15 protein-coding genes are annotated in these 13,104 nt (G+C 43.3%); all 15 read left to right on the top strand.

Annotated features, from left to right (window positions below):
* Positions 1 to 19: 19 nt before the first annotated feature.
* The 15 genes from ACFO4R_RS04850 to ACFO4R_RS04780 all read left to right on the top strand — a co-directional run bounded on the left by ACFO4R_RS04850 (position 20) and on the right by ACFO4R_RS04780 (position 13,101).
* A complete protein-coding gene (locus tag ACFO4R_RS04850; protein ID WP_379787911.1) occupies positions 20 to 358 on the top strand; it encodes a hypothetical protein in 339 nt (112 codons plus the stop codon).
* Positions 359 to 376: 18 nt separating this feature from the next.
* Positions 377 to 1,561: a cation:proton antiporter gene (locus tag ACFO4R_RS04845; RefSeq protein ID WP_379787910.1), complete on the top strand. Its 1,185-nt coding sequence runs from the start codon at positions 377 to 379 to the stop codon at positions 1,559 to 1,561.
* 547 nt (positions 1,562 to 2,108) lie between these two features.
* Positions 2,109 to 2,267, top strand: coding sequence for a rubredoxin (gene rd, locus ACFO4R_RS04840; protein WP_379787909.1), 159 nt, complete (start codon positions 2,109 to 2,111; stop codon positions 2,265 to 2,267).
* Between the two features lie 183 nt (positions 2,268 to 2,450).
* Positions 2,451 to 3,215: a tRNA (adenine(22)-N(1))-methyltransferase gene (locus ACFO4R_RS04835; protein ID WP_379787908.1), complete on the top strand. Its 765-nt coding sequence runs from the start codon at positions 2,451 to 2,453 to the stop codon at positions 3,213 to 3,215.
* On the top strand, positions 3,193 to 3,972 hold the full coding sequence (locus ACFO4R_RS04830; protein ID WP_379787907.1) for a Nif3-like dinuclear metal center hexameric protein: 780 nt from the start codon (positions 3,193 to 3,195) through the stop codon (positions 3,970 to 3,972). Before ACFO4R_RS04835 ends, ACFO4R_RS04830 begins: the two co-directional genes overlap by 23 nt.
* A gap of 10 nt (positions 3,973 to 3,982) precedes the next feature.
* Positions 3,983 to 4,687 carry a hypothetical protein gene (locus ACFO4R_RS04825; RefSeq protein WP_379787906.1) on the top strand — a complete coding sequence of 235 codons (705 nt, stop codon included), beginning with the start codon at positions 3,983 to 3,985 and terminating at the stop codon, positions 4,685 to 4,687.
* Positions 4,688 to 4,974: 287 nt separating this feature from the next.
* The gene (locus ACFO4R_RS04820) at positions 4,975 to 5,664 is read left to right on the top strand and encodes a ribonuclease HI family protein (protein WP_379787905.1); all 690 of its coding nucleotides are present in this window, start codon (positions 4,975 to 4,977) and stop codon (positions 5,662 to 5,664) included.
* Positions 5,654 to 6,826, top strand: a complete 1,173-nt coding sequence (locus tag ACFO4R_RS04815; RefSeq protein WP_379787904.1) for a THUMP domain-containing class I SAM-dependent RNA methyltransferase — start codon at positions 5,654 to 5,656, stop codon at positions 6,824 to 6,826. Before ACFO4R_RS04820 ends, ACFO4R_RS04815 begins: the two co-directional genes overlap by 11 nt.
* Positions 6,827 to 6,838: 12 nt before the next feature.
* On the top strand, positions 6,839 to 7,414 hold the full coding sequence (locus tag ACFO4R_RS04810; protein ID WP_379787903.1) for an HD domain-containing protein: 576 nt from the start codon (positions 6,839 to 6,841) through the stop codon (positions 7,412 to 7,414).
* Positions 7,411 to 7,947, top strand: a complete 537-nt coding sequence (gene rnmV, locus ACFO4R_RS04805) for a ribonuclease M5 (RefSeq protein WP_379787902.1) — start codon at positions 7,411 to 7,413, stop codon at positions 7,945 to 7,947. Before ACFO4R_RS04810 ends, rnmV begins: the two co-directional genes overlap by 4 nt.
* A 7-nt stretch (positions 7,948 to 7,954) precedes the next feature.
* Positions 7,955 to 8,827, top strand: coding sequence for a 16S rRNA (adenine(1518)-N(6)/adenine(1519)-N(6))-dimethyltransferase RsmA (rsmA, locus tag ACFO4R_RS04800; RefSeq protein ID WP_379787901.1), 873 nt, complete (start codon positions 7,955 to 7,957; stop codon positions 8,825 to 8,827).
* A 27-nt stretch (positions 8,828 to 8,854) separates the two neighbouring features.
* Positions 8,855 to 10,150 carry an amidohydrolase family protein gene (locus tag ACFO4R_RS04795; protein WP_379787900.1) on the top strand — a complete coding sequence of 432 codons (1,296 nt, stop codon included), beginning with the start codon at positions 8,855 to 8,857 and terminating at the stop codon, positions 10,148 to 10,150.
* Positions 10,151 to 10,619: 469 nt separating this feature from the next.
* Positions 10,620 to 11,831, top strand: coding sequence for an exodeoxyribonuclease VII large subunit (gene xseA / locus ACFO4R_RS04790; RefSeq protein WP_379787899.1), 1,212 nt, complete (start codon positions 10,620 to 10,622; stop codon positions 11,829 to 11,831).
* 165 nt (positions 11,832 to 11,996) lie between these two features.
* Positions 11,997 to 12,218: an exodeoxyribonuclease VII small subunit gene (xseB, locus tag ACFO4R_RS04785; RefSeq protein ID WP_379787898.1), complete on the top strand. Its 222-nt coding sequence runs from the start codon at positions 11,997 to 11,999 to the stop codon at positions 12,216 to 12,218.
* Positions 12,211 to 13,101 (top strand): polyprenyl synthetase family protein, encoded by an 891-nt coding sequence (locus tag ACFO4R_RS04780; RefSeq protein ID WP_379787897.1) that lies wholly within the window; start codon positions 12,211 to 12,213, stop codon positions 13,099 to 13,101. Before xseB ends, ACFO4R_RS04780 begins: the two co-directional genes overlap by 8 nt.
* Positions 13,102 to 13,104 lie beyond the last annotated feature (3 nt).

Below are 13,104 nucleotides of genomic sequence, written 5' to 3'. Positions count from 1 at the left end.
TTAAGAAAAGGAGGATCTTATGGAAGCCCTGTTTATCGTACTTAACAAAACAGAAAAACTCAATGACCTGATGCTTGCTTTTGCAGAACATGGCATTACCGGAGGGACCATCTTGGAATCACAGGGGATGGCGAAGTTTCTGTATTCGGAGAACCACGAACTTCCGATGTTCGGTTCGTTGTACATGCTTATGAACGACGGAAGACCTGTAAATAAAACTATTTTTATGTTATTGAAGAAAGAACGTGTGGCAGTTGCAAAAGAGGTCGTAAAAGAAGTGATCGGAGATTTGAACACCGAGAATGTAGGTATTATGTTTACTGTTCCCGTGTCTTCAGTGGAAGGATTGACAAAATAACTAGGGAGGCGCATGCAAATGCACATTTTGTATTATGTTGCAGTGGTACTCGCTGCAGGTATTTTTGTTGCAAAAATCACCGGGAAGCTGAAGCTTCCCAATGTTACAGGATATTTGATTGCGGGGCTTCTCATAGGTCCTTCGATCACAGGACTTGTTCCCCGGACGATTGTAGAACAACTGTCCTTGTTTTCTGATGTGGCCCTGGCTTTTATCGCGTATAGTATAGGAAGTCAGATCAACTTTAAACATCTGAAAAAAGTTGGGATCGGTATCGTTGTTCTCACTTTGCTCGAAGCGTTGATGGCGATGTTTCTGGTGGTTTTGGTTATGTTTTTTGTCTTTAAGACGAGTTTAGCCTTCGCCCTGCTTATCGGTTCAATTGCCTGCGCGACTGCACCTGCTGCTACGATGATGGTCATTAGACAGTATAAGGCTAAAGGAGTGGTGGTCGATACCCTTTTACCTGTTGTGGCGATGGATGACGGAGTGAGCATCATGGCCTTCGGAGTGGCTTTGACCGTCTCTAAAGCACTGATATCCGGAAAAGAAATCCAGTTTACTCAACTGGTGGTTATTCCTTCGATCGAGATTTTGGGTGCCTTGGCGCTGGGAGCGGTTATTGCGTTTTTGTTCTTGTCGATCGAACGTATAATCAAGAATGAAAGTGAACTGATGAATCTGGTAATTGTAATCATTTTTTTGGGTCATGCCTTGGCGACAAGGTTTCATTTTTCTTCCCTTCTTGCCTGTATGGCCATAGGTGCTACGATATCAAACCTGAGGGAAGGAAAGATCTCGTATTTTTCTATTGTGGATAATATCACAATGCCCATTTTTGTAGCTTTTTTTGTTATCTCGGGAGCGGATCTGGATATTTTTGCGCTCAAGGCCAGCGGGCTTATAGGTCTTGCCTATGTTTTAGTTCGTGTCGCAGGAAAGTGGTTGGGTGCATTTACCGGAGCCAAGCTCTACCATATGCCCAAGACCGTCCAAAATTATTTGGGCTATACTCTGGTTCCTCAAGCCGGAGTTGCGATCGGTCTATCTTTGGTGGCACAAAAGGCTTTGCCGGGAGACTACGGCAATGAGATCCGAACGATCATCCTTGCAGCTACGGTCATCTACGAATTTATCGGTCCTTTGATCACCAAGAAGGCCTTGATCGCAGCGGGAGAAATCACGCTACCTTCGACAAAATAAGAATACCGGTGAGGAGAAACAGATATTCAAAAAGGGGTGGATGTCGCTTCGAAGAGGTTTTTTATCGGGGCAATACCGCATAGTGTGAAGATGTAGTATAAAGTCGGCTTCTTACGGATAAAAACATTTTCAAACATATTTATCGGACAAAGGCTTTTATCTTATACCGAGAAGATAAAAGCCTTTGTATGTTTCTAGGGAGGCTCCTGTGTTTCGATAGGAGAAATGTTGGAAAAAGCCTTTGTTTTGTTCAAAGCGAATCTTCCTATTATCAAAAGAAAATATTCAAAAATGTATCCTTTCTTCTTCACACGCATTACTTGATATTTTTAAATATATGCTATAACAGAGTTTCAATTAAGTGAGGTTCTGTTTTTCTTGATAATGAAATTCATCAAATATCGAATCTTGATGTTTCAAATGAAAAAAGTTGCTTTTTTTTGAAATAAATGATAGATTTTTGAGGAACGGGGTATATATTGCTCGTAGTCAAAAAACATCCGGGGGTTCATGGATGTAAAAACGTATATTTGAGGAGGAATTTATTATGGAAAAATATGTATGTCAAGTATGTGGGTATGTGTATGATCCGGCTGAGGGAGATCCGGATGGAGGAATCGCTCCGGGAACACCTTTTGCAGACCTTCCGGAAGATTGGGAATGTCCAAGCTGTGGAGTAGGAAAAGAAGATTTTGAATTAGAATAAGATTTCAAGATAAAAAAAGAGTGTCTGACGAAGACATTCTTTTTTTGATGGAAAAACTCGGATAATCAAAAATTTCGTGTTATAGAAATGGGAAAGTACCTACTTTTTTTGTAGCTGATGTGGTATAATTATTATGATAGTGTTACAAAAGTGAAAATAAAGCGGTTCAAAGAGGAAGATTCATTGAGAGAAAAACATATAGATGAGAGATTACAGGCGATTTGCGACCTTGTTCCCGAAGGAACGGGAACTTTGTTGGATGTGGGAACGGACCATGGGTATGTTCCTATTCATTTGATAAAAAATAATATCGTTAAACATGCAATTGCTTCGGACATCAGTCCACCTTCTCTTAAAAAGGCGCAGAGAGAGATCGAGAAGAGCGGTTTGAGTAACCGTATAGAAACTAGGGTCGGAAGCGGTCTTGAAGTGATACATAGGGGCGATGAAATAGATGTGGTAGTTGTATCCGGAATGGGAGGGGTTTTGATCTCTCAACTCCTGGAAACATCGAAAGAACTGATAAGCAGATCGGGTTTTACCTTTATTTTTCAACCCGTACAGGCGCCCCAAGAGCTGAGGTCTTATCTTGCACGCAATGATTTTGTCATCTTGGATGAGGTTTTTTTAAAATCGTCAAACAAGTATTATCAAATTATAGTTGCAATGTACAAAGCAACCCCTTCTTTTGTAGAACGCTTTCCCGAGTTTGAAGATGTAAAAGAGTATTATGAGCTCAGTCCGGGGATCATCCGAAAGTCGGATGCTGTACTTTTGGAGTATGTGGAAGGAAGGTTGGAGGAGATCTCTTATATTTGTTTGCAACTCGAAACATTAAAGAAAAAGAAGGGGTTGACTTCCGTGCAAGAGGACAGGCTGAACCTTATGGTTCGAAAAAAGGAATTTTATGAGAAGGTGAGAAAGTATGCTCTTAAGAGAATTGGTTGAAAAACTTGATGCTCTAACTCGGGTAGAATCCTGCTATTCTTGGGATAACTCAGGGTTGATCATCGGAGATCTCAACAAGGACATCAACCGTATCTTGCTTTGTTTGGAGTTAACAGATGAGGTTTTGGAAGAAGCAAGAGGGCTGAATGTTCAGTTGATCATCAGTCATCACCCTGTGATCTTCAGTCCAACGAAGAGATTTGTCAGGGAGATTGAACGAGGAAACCTCGTATATGATTTGATCGCATCATCGATTGCGTCTTATACCGCTCACACCAACTTTGACATGCTCGAAGGCGGTCTCAATGACTATGTTTTGAACCTTTTGGGTGTAGGAGAGAGGCGGGAGTTGTACGATGGGGAAGACAGACCGATAGGAAGGGTGTTCTCCCTCCCTGAGCCGGTGAAGGTAAGCGAGTTTGCAAAGCGGATCAAAGAGACTTTGGACTTGCCGGAGATCAGGATTGTTGCAAAATCGGACCGATATGTAAAGAAGATCGGGATTGTTACGGGCAGCGGAATGGATGTATTGTTAAATGCGCAAGAACGGTTGTTTGAGTTGTTTTTGACGGGCGATGTGAAGTATCATCAAGCTCTGGATGCAATGAACAAAGGGTATTGTGTCATAGACGGGGGACATTACGGAACGGAGAAGCTCTTCTCTGAGGCGATGTTTACTCTTGTGGATGGATATTTGGACGGTGTGGAAATTATAAAATCGAAGGTGAATGTAAATCCGTTTCAGTATTTAGAATAGAGGTTTGAATATGAAAACATTGATTAGGATCGATAAAGGATATTCCATTCTTCAGAAAGTAAAGGAAAAATACGAAGAAGAAAAGATCTTACCTGAGTTGGAAGATATTCGAAGGAGACTAAAAGAACTTGATTCGGTCGAAGCGACTATGAGAGCGGAGATCGACTGTCTTCGCAATGAGCTTAGAGAACAGGAGAAGAATCTGGTCGAAGTGGATCGACAGATCAGAGACATTGTCAATAAGATATATCAATGTAACGACTTTAATAAGTTGGAAGAACTCAGACAACAGGAGCAGGGGCAAAAGTCCAGAAAAGTCGAACTCAATACCATGATGTTTGAAAAGTTCACGGCCATTGATGTGAAGTTGGAAGAGTTAAAGAATTTGAAGAACCGAAAAACTCTTTTATCGCTGGAGACAAAGCCTTATATCAAGATGATAGGAGCAAAAGAGCAGAAAATTTTGGAAGATATCAAAAAAATCGAGAAGAAGATCCGTATGCTTAGAAAAGGTGTCGATAACGAGGCGTTAAAAGCGTATGACAAAAAAAGGATCTCCATGGGCAAGGTTTTCTATCCTGTCTCAGAAAACAAGTGTAGTTATTGCGGAGATATTGTGGAAAGCGTTTTCGGAGAAAACGGTTCCATCTATGAATGTAAGAGTTGTGGGCGTTTGCTTTATATCGGAGAATTTTCTGTGGAAGAAAATCAATGAAGGATCCTCGCTTTCATAACGAAAGGTAGGAGGCGGACAGGGCATATACAATGATAAATAGGACTGTGATATGAGAAAGGAATAGCCGTGTTGCTCCGAACAGGAGAATACATCGGATATTCCTTATCTATTTATACCGCAGTCCTGATATGGCCAAGATGCTTGTAGCCGGAGGATTTGATTCGGAAGAGATCAAATGGAGATGGAACTTCGTCGGGAGAAGTATATTTGATTTTTTTATCAAAAAATGGAATAATATAGGATAGAAATGAAGTAAAGGAGAAGAAATGGAAGTAATCATCCACACGGACGGAGGCTCGAGAGGCAATCCCGGTCCTTCCGCCATAGGTGTATTGATAGAAGATGCTGATAGCTCCAAAGAGTATAGGCTTGGTATGAAGATCGGAGATACCACCAACAACATTGCCGAATACAGTGCCCTGTGTAAGGCCTTGGAACTTTGTACAGAAAACGTAGTTACGCGGGTCGAGGTATACTTAGACAGCGAATTGGTGGTGAAACAGATCAAGGGTCTGTATAAGGTGAAGAACGAAGGATTGAAGCCTTATTACGAAAGAGTGATGAATTTGATCCGAGGGTTTGAGGCTTTCAGCATCCACCATATTCCACGATTGGAAAATAAGGTCGCGGATTCTTTGGTAAACAGGGCCTTAGACGAGGGAACAAAGATCGAAGAGGGAGAACTGTTTTCTTCTTGTGCGAAAGAGAATACTTCATTCTTGATCCGTGATCATATCCCTATAGAGGAAGAAGGCGTTTTGGAAGGACTTATCCGTTCTTTGAGAGGGCAGGGGATTGCATTTTCGGAGCTTGAAGAGCAAGGGGACATCCTTTTTTTGAAAGCGAAGGCTGAGGATCTCTTGTCGATCGTGAAAGAACGAAAAAAAATCGTGATTTTAGTAAAGGAGGCCGGCTTCCACAAAGTGGTGCTGGATTTGGAAGACGATGCAGAATAAAAAAATGGATTGTATAGCAGTTTGCCTCTTCGGTTTGGAGGCGACCGTTTCTTATGAACTGAAAAACTTGGGGATTGAAGTGACGAGGGTAAGTGACGGACGAGTCCGCTTCAAGGCGCAAGCCTATGAGGTCGCAAAGGCGAACCTCTGTCTGAGAACTGCGGAGAGAGTACTCATCCATTTGGGCAGCTATCGTGCACAGAGCTTTGAAGAACTTTATCGAGGGATGTCGTCCTTAGATTTTGAACAATATTTGACAAAGGATTGCAAGTTTCCCGTTGCAAGGGTCCGAAGTTTGAAAAGTGCTCTTCATTCGATTCCGGATATTCAGTCGGTTGCCAAAAAAGCAATCGTAGACAGAATGAAATCGATACACAAAGATGTTCGGATTTTTTCTGAAACAGGGGTGGAATATCCGATCCACCTCTTTTTGCACAAGGACATGGTCGAAGTGACCATCGACACGACGGGAATGGCTCTGCATAAGCGAGGTTACAGAGAACTTTCGGGAGAAGCGCCCATTCGAGAGACCCTCGCTGCATTTATGGTCATGCTTACTCCTTGGAACAAGGACAGGGTCCTTCTGGATCCCATGTGCGGCTCGGGAACAATCGCCATTGAGGCGGCGATGATCGGAGCCAATATACGACCGGGTGTCAACCGAAACTTCATAGGAGAAGAATTTGCATTTCTCCCCAAAGAAGAATGGGTGAGGGCGAGGAAGGAAGCTATCGAGGGAGAAAGAAGCGATGTACAGCTTTCGATCTACGCGAGCGACATCGATCCCGAAATGATTAAGCTGGCGAAAGAAAATGCCGAACTGGCAGGTGTAAGCGATCTCATACAATTTGAAGTCAAGGACATTAAGGATGTGTCTTTGGAAGAGGAGTACGGGTTTATGATCACCAATCCTCCTTACGGTCTTAGGATCGGAGACGAGAAAAACCTCCAATCTTACTACAGAGAACTCGGCAGATTGTCAAAGCGTTTAAAGAACTGGTCCTACTATGTGATTACGACTTATTCCGATATAGAAGTTTACTTTGACAAAAAAGCGGACAAGAAACGAAATTTGTACAACGGAAAACAAAAGACAGTATACTATCAATTTTTGGGAGAGAGACCTCCGAAGGAATATGTGTTTTTCAATCAAAGCGAATAGGAGGAGATATCTATGAGTATTACAAGAGAAAAGGCTTGGGATGTTTTTTGCAAGTATAATGAGACCTTATCTTTGCGTAATCACGCTCTTGCAGTGGAAGGGGTCATGAGGTTTCTGGCAGATCAGGAGGGAGAAGACATCGAAAAATGGGGAATGGTGGGTCTTCTCCATGACATCGACTATGAGAAGTTTCCCGAACAACACTGTGTAAAAGCGGTAGAGCTTCTCAAAGCAGAAGGATTTCCCGAAGACATTATTCATGCAGTCATCAGCCACGGTTGGGACAGTTGCACGGATGTTATGCCGCAAGAAAAGATGGAGTGGATCCTCTATACCATCGATGAACTGACCGGACTGATCGGAGCGGCGGCTCTGATGCGCCCCTCCAAAAGTGTGATTGATATCGAAGTGAAGTCTGTAAAGAAAAAGTTCAAAGATAAAAAATTTGCAGCAGGTGTCGATCGAAACATCATCCTGCTCGGTTGTGAAAAACTCGGCTGGGAGCTTGATGAAGCTATAGAAAAGACGATTTCAGGAATGAGAACGGTGGCGGATGACATCGGTCTGGGGTTAGAGGTGCAGGTTTGATCAAAGAAGTGATCGTTGTAGAAGGAAAGGATGACATCGCCGCAGTAAAGAGGGCGGTGGAGGCGGAAGTAATCGCAACGAACGGATACGGATTTCCGAGGTATGTCAGGGAGAGAATCCGTGCTGCCGCGAAGACGAGGGGCATCATCGTTCTGACGGATCCGGACTATGCCGGAGAGAGGATCAGGTCCGAGGTCGTCAAGTTGGTCAAGGATTGTAAACACGCCTTTATCACACAGGAAGAGGGAAGCAAAGACGGCGATATCGGTGTGGAGAACGCCTCTGTCGAAGTAATCATAAAGGCGTTGCAGAAAGCAAGATGCCAAACTGCCGACAAGAGAGAGGAGTTTACGATCCGCGATATGATTTCCAATAACCTTATGATGGGGGATGGAGCCAAGCAACGCAGGATCTCTATAGGAGAAAATCTTGGAATCGGATATACCAATGCCAAACAATTTTTGTCCAGGTTGAATCACTATGGGATTACAAGAGAAGAGTTTGAACATGAAATAAAGAAGCTGAACGGATAGGAGAACTATGGACCAAGAGTTGATAAAACCCGGCGTGTTAAAAGAAATAACCAAACGACATGATTTTCGTTTTACGAAGTCGTTGGGGCAGAATTTTTTAATTGATGCAAACATCTTAGATAAAATCATCCGTGCTTCGGATATCGGTGAGAACGATATTGTAATAGAAGTGGGAACCGGAATCGGTACCTTGACAAAAGAACTTGCCGAAAGAGCGAAGAAGGTCTATGCTATCGAGATCGACAAAAAACTCATCCCGATTGTTGAAGAGACCACTTCGCAATATAACAACATTGTGCTGATCAACAAGGATTTTTTGGAAACGCAACTCACGGATATCGTGGAAGAGAAAAACTCTCCGGTCAAGGTCATTGCAAACATCCCTTATTACATTACCACACCTATTATTATGAAGTGTTTGGAATCGGAGATTTTTGTAGATACTTTGGTACTGATGATACAAAAAGAAGTGGCGGAGCGTCTCGGTGCGTCTGCTTCCACAAAGCAATACGGCAGCCTGTCGGTCGCGGTGCAGTATTATGCCAATGTCGAATTTGTTTCGAAGGTATCAAAAACATCGTTTTATCCGATTCCTAACGTCGATTCGGGAATCGTGAAACTGCGAAAAAAACCCGAAACCGATCTGACCTTGAAAGACAAGGAACTTTTTTTTCAGGTTACAAGAGGATCTTTTGCAAAACGCAGAAAAACAATCTTAAATTCCTTGATCGGCTATACCGATTTTTTTACAAAAGAGCTTGTAAAGAAAGCGTTGGAGCATGCAGAAATCGACCCTAAACGGAGAGGGGAATCCCTGGACATAATCGAATTTGCAAAATTGTCGAATTCCTTTTTTGAATTAAGAGACTTCAAACGATAAAACCATATTTCGTAAAGGAGAGGTTCAATGAATATTTTAATAAAAAATACAAGAGTTTTGACCATGGAAGAACCCGTTTGTATCGTGGAAGATACCAACGTCGGAATCAGTGAAGATAACATTCTTTTTGTGGGAGACATTCCGGATGGATTTTCGGCAGACGAGGTCTTGGACGGAAAAGACAAGCTGGTTATGCCCGGTCTCGTAAACGCCCATACCCATATCGGAATGTCCTTGTTTCGAAATTACGCGGAAGACCTTGCTTTTTGGCCATGGCTCACGGAAAAAATCCTGCCTCTGGAGGAACACCTGATCCCTGAACATGTTTACGCGGGAAGTCTTTTATCCCAAGTGGAAATGATTCGCTTCGGAGTGACTTCTTTTGCCGATATGTATTTTTTTATGGACGAAACTGCAAGAGCAACGGAAAAAAGCGGGATGAGAGGGCTGTTGGCTCGCTCTGTCGTCAGCGGAGATGAGCAGGACAAGAAGTTGAGGGAAATGCTCGACCTGCACAAAAACTGGCACAACAAAGCGGACGGAAGAATCAGCGTCTGTGCATCTCCACATGCAATCTATAGTTGCAATAAAGAGTATATCCGCGAAATTATCGCAGAGGCCAAGACGCGAAATATGCTGATCCATACTCATCTTTCAGAGACGACGCAAGAAGTGGATGATTGTAAGAGGGAGCACGGAATGTCTCCGGTAGAGTACCTGGAATCTCTCGGCATGTTTGAACTCAAGACCATGGGCGCTCATGGAATCTATCTTTCATCGAAAGATATGGATCTGTTGAAAACATATGATGTAAGTGTGATCAACAATCCCACGAGCAATCTGAAACTCGGTAACGGCTTTGCCCCTGTAAAGCAACTCCTGGAGAAGGGAGTGAACGTTGCTCTCGGAACCGACGGTTCGGCAAGTAACAACAACTTAAACCTTATGGAAGAGATGAATCTTGCGGGAATCCTCAATAAGGGGGTAGAAAAAGATTCTACGGTTGTTTCAAGCGTTCAGGCGGTATCAATGGCTACAATAAACGGAGCAAAGGCCATGGGTCTGGAAAAAGTGGGAAAACTGCTCCCGGGTTGGAAGGCGGATATGATTATGATCGATCTGAACCGACCTCATTACTTCCCAAGATTTGAACTGATCGCTTCTCTGGTGTATTCGGCTCAGGCCTCGGATGTGGATACTGTGATCATCGACGGGAAGATCATTATGAAAAACCGGGAGATCCTGACCGTCGATGTGGAAAAAGCCTGCTTCGAATGTGAAAGAATGGCGAAGGACCTCGTTCGTCGGGGAGGAGTGAGGTAAGCGAAGGTTTTGACAGATGTTGCTTTGGAGAAAAATTTCCACACCTACAAACATTGTTGAACCGACACCGCATAATTAGAAAATCCATGTTATGAGAAGGATGAAATGATTGAAAATTATGATATGACAAATGTTCGTACTCTATAAATTCAAAGAGAAGTCGGAAGTTTTGCTCTGCGCTGTGAGTCCTTAAGACAAGAGGCACATACCGCCATCCTTTTGAATGCTCACCTTATAGGGTTGCGTTTTGAAGCCGATTCAGCATATCACTTTTTATGGGTGATATTGTTGTCTGATAACAGGATATAGAAAGAACATGATTCGATTGTTTACAAAATGGAAAAATCGACGATTAAAACACTATAAACACGAAGCAAAGTCTCTGTTCCCCGAAATAGGGATCACAGCACCCGATTATTGGAACAGGTAGAAATGTTACAGAAAATTTTATTGATAAAAGGAGAGTTAAGTGAAGGTAAGAACGTGGACGGTCTATGAACTCAACAGTTATATCAATCGTTTGTTTAAGTCGGAGCCCATCATTCAAAATATTCTCCTGGAAGGGGAGATCTCCAACTGCAAGATCCACCGTAGCGGCCATGTGTATTTTTCATTGAAGGATGAGAGGGCAAAGGTAAATGCAGTTATGTTCCAATCGGATGTGGAGGACACCTCCGTATTTGAAGAGGGAAACCATGTGCTTTGTCGTGCAAGCGTCAACCTGTATGAAAAGGAAGGCAGTTACAACCTCATCGTTCGTTCCGTAGACTATCGTGGGAAGGGAAGTTTGTATCCGCAGTATTTGGAATTGAAAGAAAAGCTCGCCTCCGAAGGTCTGTTTGATGCAAAGCATAAGAAAAAACTGCCTCTTTTGCCCAAGAGAGTGGGTGTAGTGACCTCGAATACGGGAGCGGTGATTTCGGATATTGTAAACGTTATGAGAAACCGTTTCGCAAAGGGAGATATCCTTCTCTATCCTGCAAGAGTACAGGGAAGCGGTGCTGCTCAAGAGTTGATAGAAGGCATCGAATTCTTCAACCGAGAGGCACAGGTCGATGTTATCATTGTAGGTCGAGGCGGAGGTTCCTACGAAGAACTTTTCTGCTTCAACGACGAAAACTTGGCTCGTTCCATCTTTCATTCACAGATACCCATTGTTTCGGCAGTAGGACATGAGACGGATGTAACGATCTCGGACTTTGTTGCGGATCTTCGCGCCTCAACTCCTTCTATGGCGGCAGAATTGGTCTTCCCTTCCAAGGATGAGCTTTATTTTCGCTTAGAGCAGATTAAAACTTCGATCATTCAAGATATGAAAAATCGTCTTGACGATCGACAGAACCGATTGAATCTTCAGTTGGAGAAACTGTACTCCCTCGATCCGCTCTTCAGACTGGAGACCTACAGACAAAAAAACGATCATCTCTTTGCACAGTTGACTCAGATCTTTTACCGCAAACATAATATGAGAAGGTCCGTGTTGGAGTTGACCGGAAAGAATCTTTTGGATTTGAACCCTTTTGCGATACTTGAGAGGGGATACGGTTTAGTAAGAAGCGAAGAAAAACTGATCACTTCCATAAGTCAGGTGAAAAGGGAAGATCTCCTGAATATCATCCTCTCCGATGGAAGTATAAGGGTAAGAGTAGTCGATACCGAGGCGAAGGAAGCATTTTTTTGATGGATAAAATGAGGTGGGAGTGATAGAATAGATCGAAGCATATCTATATCCGATCAAACTGCCGCGACAGAGATCACATCATTGCTTGAAATACTCGACAGTTTTTAGAATACAGTTGCATAAACCGACAATTTAAAGAGAGAAATAGTATCAGTAGGAGATGTTATGAAAAAGACAAGCTACGAGAAAAAACTTCAGAGATTGGAGAAGATCACTGAGTTGCTTAGAAATCAACAAACGGATCTGCAGGAATCGATCGCCTTGTATGAAGAAGGCTTGAAGCTATACAAGGAATGTAAAGAAGAATTGGACGAGATGGACGAAAAACTCAAGCAGATCATAGGAGAGAGCGAGGTGGATCTGCTGATAGGAGAAGATGATGAGTAGAGATTACAAGTGGACGTATCAGGAAGATAAACAATGGTTTGAAGAAAAATTGAAAGAGGTCTTTCCCAAGTCTTTGAAAACATCACACCAAAACTACGGGATCAAGGCCATGGAATACAGCTTGCAGGCCGGAGGAAAAAGGATTCGCCCCATCGCTTTGCTTGAGACCGCAAAGGCCTTCGGGGTGGAAAAGGACAAGGTTCTTCCCTACTGTCTTGCCCTTGAGATGATTCATACCTATTCTTTGATCCACGATGACCTTCCTTCGATGGACAACGACGATTTGAGAAGAGGCTTGGCGACGAATCATAAGGTTTTTGGCGAAGCCTTTGCGATTTTGGCGGGAGATGCTCTCTTGAACTATGCGTATGAGACAATGCTGGCTGATTGTGTTCTCAACTTCAGCCAAGGAAGACTAAGGGCCTCTGAACTGATTGCAAGATCTTCAGGGATCTATGGGATGGTCGGCGGTCAGGTCCTCGATATTCAACTCGAAAACCAAAATTGTGACGAGGAGATGTTGATCTACATCCACAGTCATAAGACGGGAGCCCTTCTGAGCGCTTCCGTACTGGCAGGGGCACTGATCGGCGATGCGAGCGAGGAAGAGCTCGTCTGCTTGAGGAGCTATGCGCAGGACATTGGTCTGGCCTTCCAAATCACGGACGACCTGCTTGATGTCACAGGTGATGTCGACATGATCGGCAAAAACACGGGTGTAGATTCGGACAAAAATACCTTTCCTCATCTGTTCGGAGTGGAGAAGTCCGTCCGAAAGAGAGATGAACTGACGAATAGGGCCATTTCTCATCTCCGACGGATAGACAGGGACCTGTGGTTTATGGAAGAGTTGGCTCTAGAGATGACAAAAAGGAAGTGGTAGTAC

The organism is Filifactor villosus, assembly GCF_042652965.1.
Taxonomy (GTDB): domain Bacteria; phylum Bacillota; class Clostridia; order Peptostreptococcales; family Filifactoraceae; genus Filifactor; species Filifactor villosus.
Note: the sequence above shows the minus strand (reverse complement) of the source record. Positions and strands in the feature narration are given on the sequence as shown.